We start from the raw sequence: 21892 nt of genomic DNA, 5'->3' as shown, positions 1-21892 counted from the left end.
ACCTACGGAGTGCCTTTCCACTTGATGAAACCTTGACCCTCAGCAAGTCAATGTTCTCAAGCAGGACAGGCACTTCCGTGCATTACAGGGCCCGCGTCACCAGCCAATTCATGAAACGTCGAGGTTAGTGCGCTCAGCTCCTCGCCGGAGAGCACCGGCACTTCGATGCGTTCGACCCGTGCGATGCGGGCTCGTTCGGCGGCTAGTTGTCGCCGCAGCTGTTCGATCTCGGCCTGTGCCTGCCCGTTCCCCGGTGCGGGCGCGGCCGCGCCCTGGGTGTCGTCGAGTTGGCGACGTAGTCCCTCAACATCGACCGGCGCCCACGTGGTGGCGGTATGGCGGCGCGCTCCTGCCTTCGGCGTGGCGCTGGAGTCGAAGGTCCTGCGGTGGCGCACGGTGATGTGCTGGGTCACGCCGAGCCATTCCGGTGACCACACCCATGCCTGGCCTACCGGCAGCGACGGCAGGGACTGGCGCACTTGGCGGGCTTGCCCCTCTTCGGCATGCTGGGCGACCCAATCACTGATGGTGTTGACGTCCTGGGGTGCAGTCACCCCGAGCGCGATCAGCGAATCAATTTGGGAGAGAACGGTTTTATGCAGGGCAGCCGCACGCTGGGTGCACAGGGTGACTCCCAGGCCGCGGACTCGGCCGCGCCGCACGATGTCCTCGGTGGCCCCGAGGAGACGCTCGATTCCTGCTGGTGCGCGCTGCGGGGCGAACTCGTCGGCTTCATCGATGATTAGGTGCAGCGGATCGCGGTTGCGCCAGTACAGCATTTCGAGGAAGTCCGTCACGAAGGTCCGCCGCTCGGTTTTGCGCATGAGCGAGAGGTCGAGGACCGCCGGGACGCGTTGCGTAGCAATCAGTTCGGCAACGGCGGCGCCTTGGTCGGCACGCAGCGTGACGTCGGCGTGCTCGCCACCGATAATGACGACGGGAAAGCCTGCTTCCCGGCCATCGGCGGTGGACCGCAGTCCGTGCCAGACGCCGGTGGGATCGATGACGCAGATCGCGCAGCCGGCGCTCATTAGTTCTTCGGCGAGCACGGACGCCGTGTACGTCTTTCCCCGGCCTTTCTTGCCGAGAATCGCGAAGGTGCCGGTGCAAGCGTCCACGGGCATGGTGAAGTCATCGGACAGCGCTATTCGTGGCGCTTGGTCAACGCCGTGCCGTGTGTCTGCCATGCTCCCGTATCCATGTCCGTGACCTGCTGCGATGCCGCCTCGACTTGAGTATGCACCTGCTTGACCCGGATAAGGCGGCCCGCACCGAGCCGGATCGGGCCTTCACCTGGCCGTAAGTCACTCCGTGGCCGTGGACCGACGTAGGCGAGCGCTCGTCGAGCTGCCACGCACGTGCGGTGAGCAGGCTCGACGGCAGGTCCCCGCCGGTCGCCGGGTCAGGCGCGCCGCTATGTCGCCTCCTCGAGCGGGACCAGAACTTCGGCGTTCGGATCGTGCTCAACGGCGGTGACGGACTGGACCTCGCGTTCAAGCCCCTGGAAGCCGTCATCGTCGAGTTCGGCGAGCCGGTTCTCCAGATCCAGCTCGTTGAGGTCGGTGCCGACCGGCACCTGAACATGAGCTTTGTGTTGGGAGATCTCGGTCCATGCGATGAGCACGGTGTGCATGGTCATGCCCGCTCGCCTTCGGCCAGGGTGTGCGCGGCGGCGAGCATGTCGAGCAGCTCGCGGCCGTTAGGCACAGGCAGTCCCTCACTCGCGATCACCGCGCTGTCGCACGCGTCAGGGTTCGAGCACGGGCAGTTGCTGGCGTGCGGATCGGAGTAGAAGTCCAGCGCTGACCCATCGACGGTGGCTCCGTCGACGATCCAACGCTGCCCGTCATCGGAGACCCGCAGATAGACGGCAATGGTGGCTTCGATGTAGTGCGGAGCGTTGCCGGTAGCGGGGTCGACGAATGGACGGGCGTTAGCGAAGTCATACCAGTGCCGGTTTCCGTCGCGCCGTACCGGCGCCCGGCTGGGCTCGGGATGTTGATGGGTGGTGGTCATGGCGTCCCTTCGGGGGTTGAGCGACCGGGCCAGCAGGCCGGGCCGGTGGCGCGCCCAATGCTCTGGGCACACGGCAATTCTACTGCGCCGCATCGACATTTCATGCCCGGTCAGGTTCGGATAGCGGTGCGTCCGGCGGTTGCGAAGTGATACCGCACTGGTCGTCGAGCGGCACGATGGTGCGGCTCCCAGGGGTCGGCCGGCCGGTGGTGGGCGAGGTGGGTTAGGCGGCCAGTGAGGACAGCAGGGCGTAGCTGAGCGCGTAGTACTGCTGATCGGTCATCGGGGCCGGTACGCCCGTGGCGGGGTCGACTCCGACGATCATCGCCTCGCCGTAAATGGTTGGCACGCTGTGCGGTTCGAGGTCGCAGATGCCCAGTAGCAGGGTCATCGCGGCCATGTTGGGATCCGCGCCGCCGTTGTCGTCGGCGCAGTACCGCAGTTCGATGTTGTGCCGCAGCGCTAGTGTCGCGGGCTGCTCGCCGCCCGCCGACCCCGGGTCGACGTCGATGGTTTGCCACCAGCCGCCGGCGCTGATGCGAAGTGCGCGCATGTGGTCTTCTCCTCCTTGGTTCGTGGGACGTGCTGTCTGTCCGCGTCCAGGGGTCAGTGGGGCGTCTCCTCAGTGAGGCGGCCCTGCGGGGTGTAGCTCCAGGTGCGAGTGCGTTTGAACGGCTTGGGCAGGAACAGCACGTGCGCCTGCGAGGTGCGTGGCGCGACGATGCGAGCGTCGTAGTCACGGCAGATGCCCATCACCCAGCGCTGCGGTTTCGTCTCGGTCATCAGGTCGGGGGTGAAGACCTCGGCAGCAAGGCGGTGTTCGGGGGCGCGGCGATGCTCGCGGCGCGCGATGTGAGGGCACATCGTCAAGGCCGCAAGCGCGCAGTCGGGGTGCATCGGAGGGTCGAGATAAGCCCGTTGGGTCGCCGACTCTGGTCCCCCGAGGAAAGCCATCCACCATTCCAACGGTTCTCCGCAAGACCCGCACAGCCGCTCACGCGCACACCGCAGCACCTTGTCCGGCTGAATGGCGGCGAAATCGACAGTGCCAGTGGTGGTCTCGTTGACGAATGGGATGGGGATGCCGCGGCGGGGGTCGTGCGGCCGCGCCGCCAGGGCGGCCGGCATCACCTGCTGCGGAGCGCTCATCGTCGCTGCTCGTCTCGGACGCGACGCACGTAGCGGGCGATGTCGTCGAGGCGGTCGACGATCGCGTCGAGGTCCCCTTCGATGAGCAGGCCGTCCTCGTTGCCGAGGAACAGCGCCCACGGCTGCGTCACCTTCCGGGCCCACATATCGGTGTCGTCCGCGGCGGCGGTGCCTAGTTCGTCGGGGGCGTGCTCTCGGTCGACCATTAGGTAGTTCAGGTGCTCGACCGTCGCCCACTCGTAGTGGCTTCCCCTCACCGCCGGCCCCCCGTCGTGTCTTGGTCATCGGCGGCGTCCTCGGCATACCACCACAGGCCGTGTTCCTCGGCGTACTGGCGGTCGGCGCAGTTGCCGCAGGCTCCGTCCCATCCTTGGCCGTCGTCGAGTGAAGCGGTGCAGCCTTCGTTGTAAGGGTCGCGGCAGACGTCGTCGTCCTCGACGTCGAGGTGTGCTGGGGTGGGTGTGGTCGCCATCAGAGGATCCCGGCCAGGTAGTCGGCGTACAGGTCGGCAGCGTGCTCGGCGGCAGCCTCGGCCTTGGCTTCCTCAGCGGCCTCGGCGGCGAGCTGCTCCAGCCAGGCGCTCACTTCGTCGATTCGTGCGGCGAGCGCGCGGTCCTGGTGGTCTGCTGCGCTGTTCGCGGCCGCCTGTACCCGCAGTGCGTCGAGCACGGTACGGGCTTCGCCCGCAGTGAGCATTTCGAGGGGAATGTCCTCGCCGTCAATGAGATACATCAGTGGTGTCACCCTTCAGGGCTCGGTGACCGGGCCCTCAGGCCTGGCCGATTAATGTGTGCGTTTTCGGTGCGAGTCGCTGTGCCTAGTGTATCGCGGGGCACCGACAAATCCGCGTGGCATGGCCCCCCATCGCCGGGCGGTGGCGGTCGGTCGGCTCGGGCATGGGTCTTTGGCATCCATGTCGGAGAAGTACCGCCGTTTCGGTCGAATTCCGTCGCCAGCAGCGTCAGAATTCGGCGGTCTCTAACAGCCGGTCGAGCACGGTGGCCGCCGCACCTGCGGCCTCGGAGTCGCTTTGTTGCAGCACTGCCGCGGTCTGGTCGTCGACGAGCAGCGACAGATGGCTGCGATGGCGGGACAGCATCACACACAACCGGCCCGTCTTGAGCGAGAAGTCGTCGGCGACGCGCTTGCCCGCCATCGGGTGCACGGCGACCACAGCGGGCCGTTCAAGACCTTGCAGGGCGTCTGCGGTCCCGCACAACAGCCCCGGGTGGTCGGCCAGCATCGCGCGCACCGCCGCGGCTTGGGGCACGTGAGGGACGACGACGGCCAGGTCGTCCTCAGTGAGGGGGCGAGCCCCGGCGGTGGTGCAGACGTGTGCGCCGTCGAGCAGGTCACGTACCCGCGTCACGGCCGCGGCGATCAGCGCGGTGTCGGTGCTGCCGTTGGCGACGGTGATCGCCCGATGGGTCAGTTCCGGCAGTGGTTGGCCGGCGACGGCGATGTGTTCGGGCGGGCGACGCGAGGTGAACGGCAGATCGGGGTAGAACGCTGTCTGCACGATGTGGGTGGTCTGCGGCCCTAGCCGCCAGGTGTAGGGCAGCGCGACGGTGTTGACGACGCTGGGGTGGGCGGCAGCCAGTGCGTGGGGGGCGGGCACGTGCGGGCCGGTCGGTGAGTCGGCCCAGCGAGACACATCACCAGTCACCACCGGGTCGATCTGGCCGGGGTCGCCGACGCAAACCACCTGTGCTGCCATCGATCCCAGCGCGCCGAGGTCGGCGTACGTGCACTGATAGGCCTCGTCGACGATCACCACGTCGGCCTTGGTTTTGGAAGGCTCAGAGAATAGCCACCGCGCCTTGGTGCCGACCCGCACCGCTCCGCCGCTGTTGGGCCACATCTTGGTTCCGGCGTCGAGGATGGGGCACCCGTGCGCATCGGGCTTGACATCGGTTCGGCCCCACAGCAATCCGATCTTGGGACGCTCACACACCGCCCCCAGTCGCCGTGCGATGTCGATGGCCTGGGCGCGCGTTTGGGCGGCGATCCCGACCCGCAGCCCGGCGCGATGTGACAGCGCCGCGGCCAGCAACACAGTCAACCGAGTCTTGCCCGATCCCGGCGGGCTGGGGACGTTGACGATCAGGTCGGCGCTCCACACCGACATGAGCACTTGGGCGCTGATCGGGTCGTTAAGCAGTTCCATTCCCGGCCAGGTGACGGCCGCGGGCTTGGGTTGAGGTGCCGGCGCGGCGGCCGGGGCTGCGCCACCATCTTGCGACGGCTCCGAAGGGGCGCCAGTGTTGCGAGGCTTGAGGATTCGCATATCGTTACTCGGTTTCTGCTGCGGCACAAAGGACGTCGAGAGGTACATCGCGGCGGCGTAGGCCCGGGGTCTTACCGGAGGCAATCCACGAGTCGGCGCGAAACTGCAACCGCCGGTATTTGGATCGGCCCATGCTGACGGTGCGGGGGTTTGGTGGGGCGGGCATCAGCGACACCCACTGCCCGACCGGGGGGCGATGCTCGGCGGCCACCCGCGCCACAGTCAACAGCAGCACTCCCTTGTGCGCCGACGCCTCGTGGACATCGCCGTAGAAGTGGGTGGCCCGGTCATAGGAGTCCAGCCCGCCGCACCAGCCCAACACGTCTGAACCGCTGCGCAGTCGGGCGTCGAGGCGTCGGCAGGAGACGGTGAAGGTGGCCTTGGTCGTCGCGACAACCTCTCCGCCGGTCACGTGTCCGGTGTGGACAGCGCGGTGCCGCCAGAGCCGATCGGAGAGCAGGGCCGCCTCCCACAGGTCGGCAGTGTCACAACGGGCGCGCAGCCCCATGGCCGCGACCGGAGGCGGCTCGGGCGCAGTCCAGCTGTACCCCTTGTCAAACCGCTTGCACGCCTGCACGAAGCTGTAGGCATCGTCGTCACGAATCGGTGCGAGCGCGTCGAGGGGCATCCCTGCGCCGACGCGCTGAGCCCACTGGGCCAGCCCGGGCGCGGCCAGCGCGGATTGCCAGTGGCTGGTATGGCGTTCGGCTTCTGGTGGTGCACCGGTGATGAAACGCTGGCGGCTGTGGGCCAGCAGGTTGATGACCGCATTGGTCCCCGGATAACCCGCTCGGTCGATCCACCATCCGACGACCGCTGAGGCGGCACGCGCAGCGGGGTCGCCATCGTTGTGGTGTGCGCGTGCCACGGACGCCAGCGCGGCCAGGGTGGCTCCGTCAGCCATCACCAGTTGCGCGGGCGGCTCGGCGGGGTCCATGTGGGCACCGGCGCACGCCAACGCGTTCAGCACCGCGCGCCCGGTGGCGGTGGCCGACGCGCCGGTCGCCGGCGTGATGGTAGCTCGGGTGAGGCCCCTGTCGTCAGTGTGTGCATCGACGAACAGCGCTGTGGCGGTCAGCGTGAACAACGCTTGAGCCACCCGCAGGATGGGCTTGCCGGTGTTCGCGGCGGCGAGACGCTGCGCGAGGTCGTAGAACTCCACCGTCATTCCGCGGCCACCTTCGCCGCGCGCCGGGCCAGCTCCCATCCGTGCCGCAACGCTTGCGCTGCTGACCCTTCGTCGTCGGCGCCGGTGGTGGCGCAGACGTCGGCCTCGGTGAGTCCGGTGCCGGCCAGGACCTGTTGGGTGTAGACGTGCAGTGCGCTTGAGTAATCGCTGGGATCAGCCATGGTGGGTACCGCTTTCGGCTCGGTGACCGGGCTCGCAAGCCTGGCCGTTTCTTCGGCGACCCAGTAGGGCCGCGCTACACAAAGAACTGTAGCGCGGCCCACCGACACGTCTGGGCGACTAGTTGCCGGCCAGGCTGGGCACGGTGGCCGTGAGCGCGAAACCTGGTGTGCGCGTGGCGGCGTGCTCGTTGCCGACGATGACGCAGACCAGCTTGGACCGTGGCGGACTCGTAGGCCACGGGGTGTCACCATCGCTGACCACGATGGTGACGTGCGGGGGCGGGCGCAGGGCGTCGGCGGCGGCGATCCCCACCCGCATATCGGTTCCTCCCCCACCGGTGAGCACAACGTCGCCCACTCGACGGACCCGTTGCGGTGTTCCGTGGGCGGCGTCGCAGGTCAGCAATGTGACGTGATCGCCGCTGACACCCGTGGATTTGAGCACCCCGCGAATCTCCGATAGGCCCGCCAGCAGGTCGGCGTTCGACATGGACGCCGAGGTGTCCAACACGATGGCGACCCGCACCTTGGGGCCACGCATCGACGGCAGGATCAGGCCGGGGCTCTGGCGTCGTGAGGGACGCGTGTAGGTGAACTGCACCCGGCCAGCCGCCGCGACGACCGCCTGTCGGGTCAGCGACCGCAGCACCCGCTGCCAGGGCACCTTGGGCGGGGTGAGTACTCCGTTGGCCCAGCGTTGCAGCCCGGCGGGCACCGTCCCGCGGCCCGACCCGGCGGCATCGCGTACCGCCTCGGCGATCTGCCGGCGGATCAGGCTGCCGGTGGCGTCGTCGACCCCGGTCTGTCCGTCGACGGCTTGCGCCGGTGGCAGCTCCCCGGGCACCGGGGCGAGTCCCGCTCCGGAGCCGCAGCCCGGTTCCCCGTCACCGCCGGATGCGTCGTCCCCGGCGTCGCCGAGATCGTCCTGGTCGTCGCGAAGGTGCTCGTAGTAGTCCTCGGCCAGACCGTGATCCGCGCAACCGATGGCATCGGGGGTCACCACCCCTTCGGGTAGCTCGACCCCGGCGTCGAGCAGATCATCGTTGATCTCGGCATCGGCAGCCAGGTTCCACACGTTGTGCTGGTAGGGCTGCGGCAGGGCCGTCGCCCGGTCGGCGTGCAAGCGCAGCAGGTGGTTGAGTTCGTGGCAGAGCACCCCACCGGCTTCGCGGACCGGCCAGGCGCTCTCGCCCACCAACAGCGCAGGATCGAGATACAGACGCCACCAACGGTCCACGGCCCACGTGCCGTATCCGGGGACGGCCACCGGGATGAGGCTGAACAGCCCGGCCGCGTAGTAGGGCATCTGCTGAAAGGCCACCAGACGCACCATTCGGAACGCCTCGCGTTCCTCGGCGGTCAACGGGCGCGGCTGGGCGCTGACGGTCGCGGTGCTCATGCTGCGTCCTCGCTGAGCAATCCGGCGCTCTTCAACAGGCTTTCGAACTTGCGCATCTCGACCGGGATCTTGGCGTTGGCCGGCCGGAAGGTCGCCAGGGTGCGCGCCGCCGCCGCGGCGAAGTCCTTAACGCCCGCGTCCGACGCCGCACCCAGCGGCTTCCACGCTTTGCGGAAGGCCTCGACGGTGCCGCGTTCGGCAGCGAGGGTCACCACGCCGTTGAGGACCGCCCACACCCGGTCAGGCCGTTCGTGCACCCAGTCGACCAGGGAAGGGTCGGCGGTCACTGCCTCGGGATCGGGCAGGTCGGCATGCTGCAACCACTGCACGAATTCCATGCCGGCGCCCTCCCCGACGAGCCCCATCGCGAGGGTGTGAATGGCGGGCTGGTCGTCGGCGCGCACATAGGCCAGCGCCCGGGCCAGCATGTCCCAGCTGCGTTCCGATGGATAGGCGCGCCCACGGTCCTCGGGGGCCTCGGGGAACTTGTCGAGCAGATCCGGGCGGTGATGGATGAAGCCCATGACTGCCGATACCGTCGCCGAGGTCCTCTCGGTGCTGGCGACCACGGCGCGCGATACGGGCAGGGTCCGCCAGCGGGTGCTCATGCCGTGCAGCCAGTCCTCCACGGTGGGCTCATAGCTGATGTGGCAGAACCGGTTCGCCATCGGCGGAGCGAGGTCGTAACCGCCTGCTGCCACATCAGGTGGGTTCGCACCGGCGACCACACGCACGTTGTCGGGCAGTTTGAGGTCGCCGACGACGCGATCGAGAACGACGGTCAGCATCGGACCTTGGACGCTCTCGGGAACCGTGGTCAGCTCGTCGAGGAATACAACGCCCGCCCCGGCCTCGACGAGCCGCTTGGCCCAGGCCGGGGCCTCGCGTTGCACTCCGCTGCCGTTGGGGTCGAGGTAGGGCAAGCCGCCGATCTCGGCAGGTTCGTACTGCGATCCGAGCACGATCTCGCACGGGATCGTCTGTGCCGCAGCGAGTCCGCGAATCAAGCTCGACTTGCCCTTGCCGGGCCGGCTCAGCAGCAGCGCCGGGACTTTCGCCATACCGCACGCGTCGATCACGGTCACAGTGGTGTTCATGTCAGCCATTGCAGTGGCCCTTTCGGTTGGTGACCGCCCCCGCGGGGATGGCCGGTTGTGGTGTCGGGCAGGTGTTCTGCCTTACGGGGTGAACTCTATCGGTAGGCACCGACACGTCGTGCCCGGAGGCGGTCAGACCAGTGCATAGCCGGCCTCGGTGAGAGCATCAGCCAGCGTGTTGCCCCAGCCGCTGCCAGGTAGCTCGTCGGCCTCCTCGCCGCGCTGGAGGTCCTCTCCGGTGACGCCCCACAGGAACGTCTCGACGCCGTACTCAGTTCCGCCGCAAGCGGCAATGCGCGGCGCGTGGTCCAGCGTGGACGCCACGATGGTGCGGTACCCGTGCAGGGGCGGGTCCAGGACGTAGAGTCCGGCCTCGCCGAGCCATTCGACGACCTGTCGCCCGTCGTGCACGAATCCGGCAGCCGGGCCCACGAAGCGGGCGGATCCCAGGGTGTTCATCGTCGTAGCCCCTCCGGGGTTCGATGGCCCCGCCCTCAGGTGGAGCCGTTTGGTGTTCTCGGACGGCGTGTTTCGCGTTGTCTTCAATTCTACGTGCGGGCACTGACAAGTTGCGCCGTTGAGCCGGTCAGGGCCACGGGTCCTGGTCGGATCAGCGTTCAGCGGCTGTCATGGTGCGAAGTCATCCGGCGGCCCCCGTGCTCGGGTAGCGGCAGCGGGTTTCGGCCATCGGTGGGGCCGCGCGTTCGTAGTAGGTCTCCCAGTTGTCCGTCGCAGCGCGTGTAGTGCTCGCCGCTGCCCGACAGCGCCGGACCGGGGGAATGCCTCGGCGGTGCGACCGTGTGGGCCGTCCAGGCAGTTCTCGGTGCGGTAGCGGTTGCTCGCGTCGCCCTTGTCCATTCGTTGTTGCCCCTCGCGAGCGCGGCCGGTTGCGTTGTCCGCCTGTCGTTCTCGACGTGCACCGCCGACACTACGAACGGCCTCGGACACCGTCGGTCAGGAGCGGCGGTAGGTGGATTCGAGTTCCAGCGGCTCGCCGGTCTGCGCGGCGGTGCGGATTTTAGCCAGGGCGGTGGCGGTGATTCCGGTGTCACGGTCGGCGGGGTCGACGTCGAGGCATCCCAGGATGCTGTACAGCTCGTCGTCGGACAGGTCGCCGGCCCGGTGCAAGGTGATGGCACCTATGAGCGCCTCGAGCATGACGCGTTCTTCTGGCGCGTACTTGGAGAACTCGGCGCCGGCCCACGCCATCGGTTCGTCGTTGGCGCGGCTGAGCCGCTTGAGAGCGCCGTCGACGTCACCGCGGAAGCGGCGCACGAACACCGCGTCGGCATCGCTGAGGTCGGGGTTGGACAGCTCCGCCTCGGCGTCGGCGAGCCATCGCTCCAGCATCGCGTAGACGCCTCTGCGGTCGGCGAATGCCATTGCACGCCAGAAGGTCCGGAAGGCTCCCATGTAGCGCTTGTCTTGGGGGTGGCGCGGGACGAGGTGCGAGCGGATTACGACGTCGCCATTGCGGGACTTGGCGACCTTGCCGACCCAGGATGGCGTGAGCCGGCCCTCGGGGAACTCCACCGGTGTCGCCGGGGGGAACCAGGGCTGGGCCGGCGTGTACACGCGGCTGTCGGTCATGATCGGCGCTCCTTGGGTATGGGTGGGTCGTGCTGGGGGTGTCCATGGGACGGTTTGATGGTGCACGGTGCAGAGACGACGGCACGGCCCTTGCCTGCGCGCAGCTCTTGGGCGGTGGCTGTCATAGCAGCCCTGCCGGGCTGAGGTGGATGCCGAGCAGGATGCCGACCAGCAGGGCGAGCACCATCAAGGCGGTGGCCACCGTGGCGGCCGCGAAGGGCCAGTGCCGCAGGTGCAGAGGCGAAGGTGCGATACCGGACCATAGGCTCAGAGTTGCGTGCAGGGCGTCGGGGTGGCTCGCTAAGTGTTCCATGGCGGTACGTACCCACTGCCAGCGGACGCCCTTGGCCAGCATCAGGGCTGCGACCTGGGCGCGCAAGACGTCGGTGTCGTTGAACGCCCGCCCGCGCTTGCCGGCGATGATGGTCGCGCTGGCGGGTCGCAGCAGTTCGGCGATGACTGGCCCCGGTAGGCCGACTCGGACCGCGATTTCCTCTTCGGTGAGCTGCATGCGGGGTTTCCCATCGGGGTTGTTGGACGGGGTACGCGTACCCGGCCGATTGTTGGTGTGGTGTGCCGCGGCGGCGGCGTCGTGGATCACTGTACTGGCGGCTGTGTCGGGGCGTGAGCGGACCATCAGGTGAGTGTGTCGGCGGGTTTGACCGTTTCCAGCTGGGCGCAGATCTGGTCGAGTGTGTGCAGGCTCAGGTCGGTCCATCGTGCGCTGCCGCCGTCGCCGAAGTCGACCCAGACCGTACCTGTGGGCTCGCTTGTCCCAGGGGGGTCCGCGGGGTGTGAGTGGTGGCCGTCGGCGGGGTTGAGGGTGTGGTGACGTGTCGTTGTGCTCATGTGGCGCTTGCCCTTTCGGTAGTGGACCTGACTCGCGTGTCGGGCCGATTGGTGGAACGTGGTGGTGTCATCGACTGTAGTGGCTGGCACCGACAGTCAGCGGCTGGTTCAGTCGCGGATGTTGAGGGTGATGATGGTGCGCACCGTGTAGACGCGAGTGATGTCCCCGTTCCAGTCGGTCAGGATCTGCTGGGCGATTTGTTCGCCGAGGATCTCCTTTTGGGTGTCGATGTCGTCGGCGGCGTAGGCCTCGATGAAGGCGTCGGCGTCGGCGCCCTCGAGGGTTAGTGTGTCGTCCAATTGTTTGTCGACGTCGAGGGTTTCGGGTTCGTTCTCGCTGCGCTGACCGTGTTGGAGGTCGCCGGTGACGTTGAAGTCGATGACAACGGTTTCCGAGGTGTGGATAGGGCTGCCGGAGTCGCGCCACCGGCGCGCTTGGTGGGCGCTGATTTTGGCCTTGGCGGCGAACTGCTTGATCCCGCCGGCGCGGTCGATGGCGGCCTGGCGGTCCAGGCGTTGCTGGTCGGCACCTTTCGGTGTTCTTCCCTTCGACGCGTTGCGGGTGACGGTGCTCGATGCTGGGCGTTTCCCGGTCTCTCGCTCGAGGCGTTTGGCCATCTCGTCAGTGCCGCGGCGGCGCGCTTCAGCGCGTCGCTTGGTCTCTGAAACTCCCTGCCACCGTTGGGTTTTGCTGAGTTCCCGGAATTTGCGTTCGATCAGAGCACGGAAGGCCGCACCGAACCCCTTGCCGCCGCTGGATTGCTGCGAGCCGGCGCTGGCGCTCGGCGGCGGTGAGATCGCGCTGCTCGGGGAGGCCGGCGGCGTGGGCCCGGGCGCAGGTGAGGAGCTGGCAAAGCGGCCCTTCTTCACTGGTCCTCACTCTCGGCCGCCTTGTCGGCGCTGGTCCACTTGATGCGGTACTTGCCGTTGGCGGTGGAGCCCTCGTCGAGGATCGCGGGGTCAGTTCCGGCGGGCAGGCGATAGATCCAGGCGTCGAGTTCGGCGGCGATCGGGTAGAGGCCGTGCTCGGCGGCGATACCGGCGGCGTAGCGCAGCGCCCGGAACCGGGTGTCGGCGCGGATCGCCGCATACCAGGCTGGCTGCTGATGTTGACGCTGGTAGGGCGCCCATTTGTCGCTGGCCATGCGTCCCAGGTAGGTGGTGTAGATGGCCTTGATCATCTGCTGGTAGTCGAGGCGGTCGGCTTCTCGCGCTTCATGCAGCTTCACCCGGAGCGCATCGGCCCACCCTCGTAGAAGCCGCGACTGCTCGGGCCACACCCACGCGGTGGTGATGTCGAGTTCCTCCACGGCCAGCCCGGCTCCGCCGGCCTCAACGGGGGCGGTGAGGTGCTGGATGCTGCGGGTGGTGACCCACAAGGTGGTGGGCTCCTTCCAGCTCATGTGGGGGTGCGGCAGCGGCAGCTTGGTGGTCATTCCGTCGATCTGCTCGGCCGGGGGCAGGTTGAGCCGCCACAGCCCGAACGGGGGGCGTTGCTCGTGGAAGACGTCGACCTTGATCTTCCTCAGTTCCTTGGGTTTTCCGAAGCCGAGTTCGACCTGTCCGGCTGAGGCGAGGTAGGCCGCACGTTGGTCCACTTGCACGTCGAGCGCGTCCCCACGGCCGCGGTGGGGGCGGTTGTCCCACTTGACCGGGAGCGTGGGCTCCAGGTCGCCGCCGGCTTCGACGGTGACTTCGGTAGGCAAGGGGCAGGCCTCGATCTGCTTCGCGCGTCCGGATTGGCGTTTGCGGTCGAGGAGTTGGGCGCCCACGGTGGCCCATCGCGAGGCCGGGACGAGGCCGGCGTCTCCGATGCCGGCGAGCCAGGCGATGCGGTCGGCCAGGATCTTGACCGCCTCGGATTCGTCCTCGGGTAACTCGGTCGGTGTGCCTTCGACGCCGGCCACCCCCATGTCGCCGGGGCGTTGTGGCGGCGGGTCCAGGTACAGCAGCGGTGCCAGCACGATTTGGGCTTTGCGGTTGTTCCCGTCGTGGTCGGTGAAACGGCATGTGAACCAACCGGATTGACTCCAGGTCACCTCGCACTGGAAGGTCTCGGCAACAAGGCCCGGTAGGTCGTCGGGCAGGTTGTCCATGGGTACGCCCACGCCGGTGAGCGCTTCGTAGGTGAACCAGACTTGAGGTTGTTCTTTGGGCTTGGGGCCCCAGTGCCAGACGAGGAATTTGTGCAGCGCGTCGCTGCTGGGCATCGGGCCGGCGATAACCGCCCCGGAGGGTTTGACGATGCCCCGGCTGGTGATGATCGCTACCCGCCCGTCAGCCACGATCGGGGTATCGGTCCACTGGCGGCTCTTCACCGGCCACGGGGACGTGCCATCGTCGCTGGTGGCGGCGGCGGTGTCGTCGGGGGCGGGTTCGGCGACCTCGGTGGCCAGGGCACGTTCCTCCCATGACTTGACCAGGGGCTCGAACCAGCCCCGCGTGAAACCGGTTTCGCGGCTGGGATCACCGATCACGACGGGGGGCTCGGGGAAGTCGGTGGGCACCGCGCTGCGCCCGATCCGCGCGACCACTTGCTGGCGGGACAGGGCGACCAGCTGCTCTGGCTTGGCCTTGGTCTCGATGTACCACTGCAGGATGTCGGCGGTTTCATCGTCGGCGTCGAGGCGGTAGGTACGGCCTGCGTCGTCGATGATCCGGTAGGTGGTGGTCGCCATTAGGGTCCCCGTTCTGGGTCAGCGCTGATCTTTGCGCGGCGGAGGGATGTGCATGTTCAGCAGGTCGGGAAGGCGCCCTTGGCGCCATCGCAGGCGCAGTGACTCCACCGCGCTGGCGGTGCGTCCGATCTTGAGAGCCGCTTCAGGGACGGTCAGGCTCAGATCCAGAGCCGTCTTGGCTTCGTCGACGCTCCAGGGTTTCTTGACGTTCTTGGTTCGGCCCGGGACCGCGGTCCGGGCCGCGCGCCGTTCGACGTAGCGGCGGCGCTCCTCACGGCGTCCTTCGGCGAATCCGTTGCCGCCGTCGAAGTCCATGGCGTTCACGCCGCCGCGTGTGACCGGCGGTCAGCCGGCGCCTGTGCCGTGGTGCGCATGGGCACGCCTCCGTTGAGTCCTCGCGGTGAATCGGTCAGTGTTCGCACCGAAGCCTAGCATCCCTCAGGCATTCTGACCGGTAAACCTGAGCGTATGTTGGGTGTCGCGCGGCATGCAGCGCAGCGGACCGCCGTTGTCGGAGTCCGCCGCTACAGTGCTCCACGAACGCCGGAATCCGTTCTGGCGCCGCGAAACGGCCAGCCCCGAGGGGTTGGTCACCGAACCGAAAGGTGTCCCAATGGCTCCCACTCTCACCGCCGCCCGCGCCGCAGTCCATGCCGTCCACGTCCTGCACAACCTGCGCCCTGGCGCCCCCCTCGATGCCGGGCATCGCCTCGTGCTGGAACGCTTCCCTGGGTGGGGTGCGGCCGCGCCGCTGTTCGACGCGCAGCCCGCCAAGTCATGGGCCGTGCTCGCCGACGAACTCGACGACCTGAACCCCGCGGCGATGAAAGCTGCCGCCCGCCTGGTGGATACGTCGTTCTACACCCCGCCGGCGTTGATCGAACACATCTACCGGCTGCTGCAGCACGCCGGCTTTCAAGGAGGCGACGTCTTGGACCTCGGCTGTGGCACCGCCCGCTTCCTGCGCCACGCCCCGACCGATCTGCCGATCACCTACACCGGCGTAGAGGCTGATCCGGTCGCCGCACGCATCGCCGGTGTCCTGCACCCGGATGCAACTATTCTCAAGGACCGCCTTCAGCGGGTGTCATTGCCCAACAACCGCTTCGACGCCGCAGTGGGCAATGTGCCGTTCTCGGCGGCCAACGTCTCGGACGCCGCGCTTCCCTTCTACGGGCCCCTTCACGAGTACTTCCTGGTACGTGCGGCGCGGGCGGTCCGCCCTGGCGGCTACGTCGTGATGGTGACCTCGCGTCACACCCTGGACGCGGCAGCCGGCCTGTCGTATTCGCTGCGATCGCGCGCTGACCTGCTGGCAGCCATTCGGCTGCCGGCCGGCTATTTCAGCGCGGAAGGCACCGACGTGGTCGCCGACGTCCTGGTGTTGCGGGTGCGCGATAACGACGAGCCCCATCAGGGTTGGGACCCCCGTGAGCCCAGCCAGTACCTGACCGGCACCGATGCTCGCGGCCGCGCCGACTCAGCCCGCATCAGCGCCTTCTGGGCGGCCCATCCCGAGCTGGTTGCCGGCACCATGCGACTGACGGGGTTTCACCAGAGCCCCCTCACCGTCGAGGCCGACGATCCTCAAGCAGCGGTCACCCGGACGTTCACCGCCGCCCACCGCCTGCTGCTGCCCTATCCGGTGGCTCCCGCAATCGGCCACACCTTCTCCGACGTCGCCCTCACCGACGCCGACGGACGAAAAGAGGGCTCGTTCCATCTCGTCGACGGCGCGATGACCCGGGTGGTCGACGGTCAATTGCAGCCCGTCACGCGGCCAAGCCAGGAGCTGCGCGCCTTGGTCGCGCTGCGCGACGCCACGGTCGCCTTGATCACGGCCGAGGCCGACTGGGACGTCCCCGACGCCGCGCTGGATCCGCTGCGCACCGCCTGCCGTGATGCCTATCTGGCCTACGTCGAGCGATTCGGTGCGCTCAACCGCGGCACGCTCGTGGAGGGCAAGACCGACCCCGATACCGGCCTACCCAAGCTCAGCTGGCGCGTGCCCCCGATGTCTGGCTTCCGTGGTGACCCCGACGCCGCCCTGGTCTTTGCTCTGGAGAAGTTCGATCAGGCCACCGGGGACGCCGCGCCGGCGGCCATCTTGCAGCGCCGCGTCAACCGACGCCCGATTCGCGCCACCCGCGCCGAGACACCCGGTGAAGCCATGGCCGTCTCGCTGGGCGAGGGCCGAGGGCTGGACCTGACCCGTGTGGCCGAGCTGCTGGCGCTGCCCACCGCCGAGGCGGCGTTTCACGCCCTCGGCGATCTGGCCTATCGCGACCCCACCACAGGTCGGGCGCACACCGCCCGCGACTACCTGTGCGGCAACGTCCGCGCCAAGTTGCAGGACGCGTTGGCGGCCGCCGCGAGCGATCCCTCCTACGAGCGCAATGTGGCTGCACTGCAACAGGTCCAGCCGCGCTGGCTGGGCCGCGATGAGGTGCGCATCGAGCTGGGCTCGCCCTGGGTCAGCACCGACGACATCGAGGACTTCTGCCGCGAGGTGTTCGGCGCGAGCTGGGTCAGGGTCCACCACATCGCCCCGCTGGCGGCGTGGGAGGTCGAAGGCAACGCCCACAACATCTCCGCTGATGCGAAGATCACCTACACCACGACCCGCAAGTCGGCATTCGACCTGCTGCAGGCCGGCTTGAATAGCACCTCCCCGACCGTCTACGACGAGGTGTACGACGCCGACGCGCGAACGACCCGCCGAATCCGCAACGCCGACGAGACCGAGGCAGCTCAGGCGGCGCTAGCGGCCATCGAGCAGCGCTTCTCCGTGTGGGTGTGGGAGTCATCCCAGCGTGAACAACGCCTCCTCGATCGTTACAACCACGCGATGAACTCGCACGTGTTGCGACGCGATGACGGCTCCTACCTGACGTTCCCCGCCTTAGCCGACGATCTCCACTTGTGGTCCTGGCAGCGCGATTTCGTCGATCGCGCGCTGTCGGTCCCCGTGGCGTTCGCCGCCCACGCGGTCGGATTGGGCAAGACGCGTACCGCCATCGCGCTGTGCATGACGTTGCGCCAGTTCGGAATTGCCAATCGCCCGCTCTACATCGTTCCGAACCACCTCATCGAGCAAGCTCAGCGGGAGGCCTTGCAGACCGCACCGGCGGGCAAGATCCTGGTGGTCACCCGCGAAGACCTGACCCGCTACGGCCGGCGACTGTTCGCCGCGCGCTGCGCCACCGGCGACTGGGACATGGTGATCATGACCCACGAGACCTTCTCTTCACTGCCGGTTCCTGCCGCGGCGGAGCGTGAATGGCTCGACGAGCAGCTCGCCGAGCTGGAGGACTACAAGCGCAGCCAGGGCGGCAACGGCAAGCGCATCGCCGCGGCCGTGCGCTCCCTGGAGGGCCGCATCGAGCGGTTGCGCGACGTCGCCACCGATGCCGATGCGATCACCTTCGACATGCTTGGCATCGACTATCTGGCGGTCGACGAGGCTGATCGTTACCGGCGGCTGCCGATCACCACGCGCGCCGAGGGCTTCAGCCTGGGCGCCAGTAAACGCGCCACCGACTTGCTGCTCAAGCTGTCAATGTTGCGCCATGCCAAGCCCTTTCGGCCCTACGCGAGCCTGTTTACCGGCACCCCCTACACGAACACGCTCGCCGAGGCATATGTGTGGAGCCGCTTCTGCGACCCCGACCGCCTGGCCGAAGCCGGCCTAAGCCATTTCGACGCCTGGGCCGCTCAGTTCGTGCGCTACGAAACCCTCGTCGAGGTCAGCCCCGACGGGTCGGGCTTTCGCAGCCGCCGCCGCCCCGTAGTCATCCAGAACGTTCCCGAGCTTCGCACGATGATCGGCGCGTTCATGTCCATGGTGCGCAGCTCGATGACCGATCTGCCGCTGCCGACACCGCACCAACACACCATCGTCGTGCAACCCACGGCCAACACCCGCGCATTCATGACCACTTTGGTCAAGCGCGCCGACGATCTACGCGCCCGCCGGGTGCAGCCCGATAAGGACAACATGCTGGCGATCTGCGGTGACGGCCGCAAGGTGGCGCTGGACCCCAACCTGGTCGGCTTCGCAGAGGTCGCACCGAAACTGGAGGCTGTCGCCGACAACGTCGCAGCGATCTACCACCGCACCCGCGACGTGGTGTACGCCAATTCGCCTGTCCCGGGCGCGTTTCAACTGGTGCTGTGTGATCTGGGCACCCCGCACCCCGGGGACGCGCAGAGCTACGGCAGGATCCGTGACGGACTGATCGCCCGTGGCGTCCCGGCCGGCCGGATCCGGTTCATCCACGAAGCCACCAGCTCCAAGGCACGGGAGGCACTGTTCGCCGCCTGCCGCGATGGCAGCGTGTCGATCCTGTTCGGATCCACGCCGAAAGTTGGTGTGGGGACCAATATTCAGGACCGCATGACCGCCCTGCATCACGTCGACCCCACCTGGACGGCAAGGGATTGGGATCAGCGCAACGGGCGCGGTGTGCGTACCGGGAATTTGAACGATGCCATCGACATCTACTGCTACGCCGTGGAGGGGTCGTTCGACGCCTACATGTTCCAGTTGGCCGAGCGTAAGAGCCGTGGCTTCGAGCAGCTTTACCGCACTGATTCAGAGGTCCGTGAGATCGAGGACCTGGGCGATGCCACGCTGAGTTTCGGGGAGCTGAAGGCCGCCGCCGCGGGCAACACCTTGCTGCTGCGCCAGCACGAACTGCAAGTCACCGTTCGCAAACTGCGCCTCAAGCACGTAACCGCCCGCCAGAACGTCAACGCCGCGCTGCACGCCGCGACCGAGGCCGAGCGGCACGCCGACGCCCTGCAATCGCGTGCGCAACGGCTGGCCGAACTTCTCGACTATCGGCCCCAGCTGGCGCCCCTCGACTTGTCCCGGTGCGCAGAGAACGCCTTGTCCGGCAACGGCCATCGCGCCCGGTGGTCCAGTGGCCCCCTGCTGGTGCAGATCGAGCAGGAGCGCGGCGATCACCACGCGAAGGTCAGCTTCGGCTACCGCACGCTGTGGACGCAGCCGGTGCCCGCCAAGGTGCGGCGGCAGGGAGCCGAGGCGGTCGCGGCATGGGCGCGGACCTGGGTCGGCGGGTGCCTTGACGGCGCGGCCGCCGAGCACGCCGACCACCTCGCCCGCGCCAGCGCCGCCCAGCACCGGGCCGCGCAGTCACGTGCGGCGGCCGCCACCACGGACCTGTCCCCACCGCAGGACCTGCTCACCGCCGAGAAGGAGCTGGCAGAGATCAGCGCCAGGATCAAAGATGAGGTCCTCGACGGCCGCGGCGAGGAAGCCGCCTGATGCCGCAGGCCTGCGCCGATGCCACGTCCCCGAGAGGGGACGTGGCATCGGGCTGGACCGGCGGGCCATCGGGATACCCTCGCTGCTGTGAGTCGCTCAGCGCCGACCCGAGACCCCGCATGATGGTGAAACGCAGAACTGCCCCGTGGGGCCCGGCAAGCGTGGCGGCCATGCGACGCCGGTGGTGCAGCGTCCTGGACGCCTGGTCGATCGCCAGTCTTCGGCCCAGCAGGAGCCGTTCACAGCGCCAGGCGAGGGCATCCGCCCGCTGCAGCGCATACCGCAGACCAACTTGATGCGTGCGTGCACGCACGCACCACACCAGCTCCGATACCGTCAGTAGTCCTCGGGAAGGGACATCGCATGTTGCACCGGATCGCACGGTTGGCTATCGCTGCGCCTCGACGAGTCATCGCCGTGGCGGTGCTGATCTTCCTGGGGGCGGCCATCTTCGGAGTCCCGGTCGCAACCCACCTCTCCGCGGGAGGGTTTCGGGATCCGGCCTCGGAATCTGCACGCGCGAGCCAGCTCCTGATGGATAAGTTCGGCCAAAGCGACCAACAGATGCTGATCACCGTGAGCACGCCCGCCGGGGCTCGCAGCGATCAAGCTCACCACGTCGGCGACGACATCGTTGCACACCTGCAGCACTCGCCATACGTGGTGAATGTGTCCTCGCCATGGACCTCACCCCCGGCGGCGGCCGCCGAGCTGGTCAGCAAAGACGGCACATCGGGGTTGATCGTGGCCAACCTCAAAGGCGGGGAAAACAACGCCCAGAAATACGCGAAAACCCTGGCCGACCAAGTCGCCCACGACCGTGACGGCGTCACCGTGCGCGCCGGCGGCATCGCGATGGCCTACGCACAGGTCAACGTGCAAAGCGAACGCGACCTGGTGATGATGGAGGCCATCGCCATCCCGCTGAGCTTCATCGTGCTGGTGTGGGTGTTCGGCGGACTACTGGCCGCAGCGTTGCCGATCGCAGTCGGTCTCATCGCCATCGTCGGGTCGATGTCGATCCTGCGACTCATCACGTTGAGCACCGACGTGTCGATTTTCGCGCTCAACCTCGCCACCGCGCTGGGTCTCGCGTTAGCGATCGACTACACCCTGCTGATCATCAGCCGCTACCGCGACGAGCTCGCCGAAGGCGCCTCCCCCACCGATGCGCTGATACAGACCATGGTCACTGCCGGGCGCACCGTGACATTTTCGGCGATCACCGTCGCGCTGGCGATGGCGGTGATGCTCGTGTTCCCGATGTACTTCCTGACTTCGTTCGCCTACGCCGGGGTGGCCACCGTCGCCTTCGCCGGAATCGCAGCGATCCTGGTAACCCCAGCCGCCATCGTGCTGCTGGGCCCTCGGCTCGACTCACTCGACATCCGCAGCCTCACCCGCCGCGTCCTACGCCGGCCCGACCCCGCACCCACACCCATCCAGCAGCAATTCTGGTACCGCTCAACCACACTCGTCATGCGTCACGCAATCCCCATCGGCGTGGCCGTGACCGTCCTCCTAGTGCTGCTCGGGGCGCCGTTCCTCGGCGTGCGGTGGGGATTCTCCGATGACCGCCTGCTGCCACGCTCAGCCTCCGCCCACCAAGTCGGTGATCAACTCCGCAACGACTTCGCGACCGACTTCTCTACCGCGATCCAAGTCGTCATCCCTGACGCCCACGACCTCAACCCCACCGACCTAAACCGCTACGCCGCCGACCTCTCCCGGGTGCCCGACGTCTCCACGGTCACCGCCCCAACCGGAACCTTCATCGCCGGCAACAACGTGGGACCACCAGCGGCGGCCACCGGCGCCACGGACGGCAGCGCATTCTTGACCATCGCCAGCACCGCACCGTTGAATTCCAAAGCCTCTGACACCCAACTCGATCGATTACACGATGTGGCGGGCCCAGCCGGCCGCGCAGTCCAAATCACGGGATTGGCCCAAATCAACCGCGACAGCGTGAATGCCATCACCTCACGCCTACCCCTGGTACTGGGGCTAATCGCCACCGTCAGCTTCATCCTGCTGTTCTTACTGACCGGCAGCGTCGTGCTGCGAGGAATTGTCAAGACCTGTGGATCGGGGTGTTTCAGGCGACCTCCGTTCCGGCTTGCTGATCGCCGTCTGAGGGCGGGGTTGGTGGGGTGATCTCGGTGGGGCGTTCAAGCAGTTTGCCCT

General features: G+C 67.7%; 21 protein-coding genes and 1 pseudogene. 2 read left to right on the top strand and 20 right to left on the bottom strand.

Annotated features, from left to right (window positions below; all coding sequences use genetic code 11):
* Positions 1-56 precede the first annotated feature (56 nt).
* From H7I87_RS19705 to H7I87_RS19610, 20 genes are all read right to left on the bottom strand, one after another.
* On the bottom strand, positions 57-1187 hold the full coding sequence (locus H7I87_RS19705; RefSeq protein ID WP_083071694.1) for an ATP-binding protein: 1131 nt from the start codon (positions 1185-1187) through the stop codon (positions 57-59).
* 227 nt (positions 1188-1414) lie between these two features.
* Positions 1415-1639 carry a hypothetical protein gene (locus H7I87_RS19700; protein WP_023900807.1) on the bottom strand — a complete coding sequence of 75 codons (225 nt, stop codon included), beginning with the start codon at positions 1637-1639 and terminating at the stop codon, positions 1415-1417.
* Positions 1636-2016: a hypothetical protein gene (locus H7I87_RS19695; protein WP_023900808.1), complete on the bottom strand. Its 381-nt coding sequence runs from the start codon at positions 2014-2016 to the stop codon at positions 1636-1638. The genes H7I87_RS19700 and H7I87_RS19695 overlap by 4 nt, the downstream gene beginning before the upstream one ends.
* 223 nt (positions 2017-2239) lie before the next feature.
* Positions 2240-2569 (bottom strand): hypothetical protein, encoded by a 330-nt coding sequence (locus tag H7I87_RS19690; RefSeq protein ID WP_023900809.1) that lies wholly within the window; start codon positions 2567-2569, stop codon positions 2240-2242.
* Between the two features lie 53 nt (positions 2570-2622).
* A complete protein-coding gene (locus H7I87_RS19685; RefSeq protein WP_083071695.1) occupies positions 2623-3165 on the bottom strand; it encodes a hypothetical protein in 543 nt (180 codons plus the stop codon).
* Complete coding sequence (locus H7I87_RS19680; RefSeq protein ID WP_023900810.1) at positions 3162-3422, bottom strand: hypothetical protein; 261 nt, start codon at positions 3420-3422, stop codon at positions 3162-3164. The genes H7I87_RS19685 and H7I87_RS19680 overlap by 4 nt, the downstream gene beginning before the upstream one ends.
* Positions 3419-3637, bottom strand: a complete 219-nt coding sequence (locus H7I87_RS19675; protein ID WP_023900811.1) for a hypothetical protein — start codon at positions 3635-3637, stop codon at positions 3419-3421. The genes H7I87_RS19680 and H7I87_RS19675 overlap by 4 nt, the downstream gene beginning before the upstream one ends.
* Positions 3637-3897 carry a hypothetical protein gene (locus tag H7I87_RS19670; protein WP_083071696.1) on the bottom strand — a complete coding sequence of 87 codons (261 nt, stop codon included), beginning with the start codon at positions 3895-3897 and terminating at the stop codon, positions 3637-3639. The genes H7I87_RS19675 and H7I87_RS19670 overlap by 1 nt, the downstream gene beginning before the upstream one ends.
* A 229-nt stretch (positions 3898-4126) precedes the next feature.
* Positions 4127-5452: an AAA family ATPase gene (locus H7I87_RS19665; protein ID WP_023900813.1), complete on the bottom strand. Its 1326-nt coding sequence runs from the start codon at positions 5450-5452 to the stop codon at positions 4127-4129.
* Positions 5453-5456: 4 nt separating this feature from the next.
* Positions 5457-6620, bottom strand: coding sequence for a hypothetical protein (locus H7I87_RS19660; RefSeq protein WP_023900814.1), 1164 nt, complete (start codon positions 6618-6620; stop codon positions 5457-5459).
* The gene (locus H7I87_RS19655; protein ID WP_023900815.1) at positions 6617-6802 is read right to left on the bottom strand and encodes a hypothetical protein; all 186 of its coding nucleotides are present in this window, start codon (positions 6800-6802) and stop codon (positions 6617-6619) included. Before H7I87_RS19655 ends, H7I87_RS19660 begins: the two co-directional genes overlap by 4 nt.
* A gap of 118 nt (positions 6803-6920) precedes the next feature.
* Positions 6921-8201: a vWA domain-containing protein gene (locus H7I87_RS19650; RefSeq protein ID WP_023900816.1), complete on the bottom strand. Its 1281-nt coding sequence runs from the start codon at positions 8199-8201 to the stop codon at positions 6921-6923.
* Positions 8198-9298 carry an AAA family ATPase gene (locus H7I87_RS19645; protein WP_308204044.1) on the bottom strand — a complete coding sequence of 367 codons (1101 nt, stop codon included), beginning with the start codon at positions 9296-9298 and terminating at the stop codon, positions 8198-8200. The genes H7I87_RS19650 and H7I87_RS19645 overlap by 4 nt, the downstream gene beginning before the upstream one ends.
* Positions 9299-9430: 132 nt before the next feature.
* The gene (locus tag H7I87_RS19640) at positions 9431-9757 is read right to left on the bottom strand and encodes a hypothetical protein (RefSeq protein WP_023900818.1); all 327 of its coding nucleotides are present in this window, start codon (positions 9755-9757) and stop codon (positions 9431-9433) included.
* Between the two features lie 495 nt (positions 9758-10252).
* A complete protein-coding gene (locus tag H7I87_RS19635) occupies positions 10253-10888 on the bottom strand; it encodes a hypothetical protein (protein ID WP_023900819.1) in 636 nt (211 codons plus the stop codon).
* 121 nt (positions 10889-11009) lie between these two features.
* Positions 11010-11399 (bottom strand): hypothetical protein, encoded by a 390-nt coding sequence (locus H7I87_RS19630; protein ID WP_139800182.1) that lies wholly within the window; start codon positions 11397-11399, stop codon positions 11010-11012.
* A 125-nt stretch (positions 11400-11524) separates the two neighbouring features.
* Entirely contained in the window at positions 11525-11737 is a 213-nt protein-coding gene (locus H7I87_RS19625; protein ID WP_139800183.1) for a hypothetical protein, read from the bottom strand.
* 108 nt (positions 11738-11845) lie between these two features.
* A complete protein-coding gene (locus H7I87_RS19620) occupies positions 11846-12607 on the bottom strand; it encodes a thioredoxin domain-containing protein (RefSeq protein WP_083071698.1) in 762 nt (253 codons plus the stop codon).
* Positions 12604-14415 carry a hypothetical protein gene (locus tag H7I87_RS19615; RefSeq protein ID WP_083071699.1) on the bottom strand — a complete coding sequence of 604 codons (1812 nt, stop codon included), beginning with the start codon at positions 14413-14415 and terminating at the stop codon, positions 12604-12606. The genes H7I87_RS19620 and H7I87_RS19615 overlap by 4 nt, the downstream gene beginning before the upstream one ends.
* 18 nt (positions 14416-14433) lie before the next feature.
* Positions 14434-14730, bottom strand: coding sequence for a hypothetical protein (locus H7I87_RS19610; RefSeq protein WP_083071700.1), 297 nt, complete (start codon positions 14728-14730; stop codon positions 14434-14436).
* Positions 14731-15028: 298 nt separating this feature from the next.
* Here H7I87_RS19610 and H7I87_RS19605 point away from each other — a divergent pair, with 298 nt between their 5' ends.
* Together H7I87_RS19605 and H7I87_RS19600 are read left to right on the top strand one after the other, a co-directional pair.
* Positions 15029-19705 (top strand): DUF8437 domain-containing protein, encoded by a 4677-nt coding sequence (locus tag H7I87_RS19605; protein WP_083071701.1) that lies wholly within the window; start codon positions 15029-15031, stop codon positions 19703-19705.
* 363 nt (positions 19706-20068) lie between these two features.
* A pseudogene (locus H7I87_RS19600) lies at positions 20069-21790 on the top strand (MMPL family transporter); the annotation flags it as partial.
* Positions 21791-21892 lie beyond the last annotated feature (102 nt).

The sequence above is a fragment of the Mycobacterium timonense genome, from assembly GCF_025821985.1.
GTDB lineage: Bacteria > Actinomycetota > Actinomycetes > Mycobacteriales > Mycobacteriaceae > Mycobacterium > Mycobacterium avium.
The sequence above is the reverse complement of the archived record's forward strand: the minus strand, read 5'-3'. Positions and strand labels throughout refer to the sequence as shown.

What these genes read in the sequence shown, in the direction of transcription:
- H7I87_RS19615 (WP_083071699.1), bottom strand. Translation starts at nt 14,415, where the DNA reads ATGGCGACCACCACCTACCGGATCATCGACGACGCAGGCCGTACCTAC.
- H7I87_RS19610 (WP_083071700.1), bottom strand. Translation starts at nt 14,730, where the DNA reads ATGGACTTCGACGGCGGCAACGGATTCGCCGAAGGACGCCGTGAGGAG.
- H7I87_RS19665 (WP_023900813.1), bottom strand. Translation starts at nt 5,452, where the DNA reads ATGCGAATCCTCAAGCCTCGCAACACTGGCGCCCCTTCGGAGCCGTCG.
- H7I87_RS19705 (WP_083071694.1), bottom strand. Translation starts at nt 1,187, where the DNA reads ATGGCAGACACACGGCACGGCGTTGACCAAGCGCCACGAATAGCGCTG.
- H7I87_RS19660 (WP_023900814.1), bottom strand. Translation starts at nt 6,620, where the DNA reads ATGACGGTGGAGTTCTACGACCTCGCGCAGCGTCTCGCCGCCGCGAAC.
- H7I87_RS19630 (WP_139800182.1), bottom strand. Translation starts at nt 11,399, where the DNA reads ATGCAGCTCACCGAAGAGGAAATCGCGGTCCGAGTCGGCCTACCGGGG.
- H7I87_RS19640 (WP_023900818.1), bottom strand. Translation starts at nt 9,757, where the DNA reads ATGAACACCCTGGGATCCGCCCGCTTCGTGGGCCCGGCTGCCGGATTC.
- H7I87_RS19645 (WP_308204044.1), bottom strand. Translation starts at nt 9,298, where the DNA reads ATGAACACCACTGTGACCGTGATCGACGCGTGCGGTATGGCGAAAGTC.
- H7I87_RS19695 (WP_023900808.1), bottom strand. Translation starts at nt 2,016, where the DNA reads ATGACCACCACCCATCAACATCCCGAGCCCAGCCGGGCGCCGGTACGG.
- H7I87_RS19625 (WP_139800183.1), bottom strand. Translation starts at nt 11,737, where the DNA reads ATGAGCACAACGACACGTCACCACACCCTCAACCCCGCCGACGGCCAC.
- H7I87_RS19675 (WP_023900811.1), bottom strand. Translation starts at nt 3,637, where the DNA reads ATGGCGACCACACCCACCCCAGCACACCTCGACGTCGAGGACGACGAC.
- H7I87_RS19685 (WP_083071695.1), bottom strand. Translation starts at nt 3,165, where the DNA reads ATGAGCGCTCCGCAGCAGGTGATGCCGGCCGCCCTGGCGGCGCGGCCG.
- H7I87_RS19605 (WP_083071701.1), top strand. Translation starts at nt 15,029, where the DNA reads ATGGCTCCCACTCTCACCGCCGCCCGCGCCGCAGTCCATGCCGTCCAC.
- H7I87_RS19700 (WP_023900807.1), bottom strand. Translation starts at nt 1,639, where the DNA reads ATGACCATGCACACCGTGCTCATCGCATGGACCGAGATCTCCCAACAC.
- H7I87_RS19635 (WP_023900819.1), bottom strand. Translation starts at nt 10,888, where the DNA reads ATGACCGACAGCCGCGTGTACACGCCGGCCCAGCCCTGGTTCCCCCCG.
- H7I87_RS19690 (WP_023900809.1), bottom strand. Translation starts at nt 2,569, where the DNA reads ATGCGCGCACTTCGCATCAGCGCCGGCGGCTGGTGGCAAACCATCGAC.
- H7I87_RS19650 (WP_023900816.1), bottom strand. Translation starts at nt 8,201, where the DNA reads ATGAGCACCGCGACCGTCAGCGCCCAGCCGCGCCCGTTGACCGCCGAG.
- H7I87_RS19670 (WP_083071696.1), bottom strand. Translation starts at nt 3,897, where the DNA reads ATGTATCTCATTGACGGCGAGGACATTCCCCTCGAAATGCTCACTGCG.
- H7I87_RS19655 (WP_023900815.1), bottom strand. Translation starts at nt 6,802, where the DNA reads ATGGCTGATCCCAGCGATTACTCAAGCGCACTGCACGTCTACACCCAA.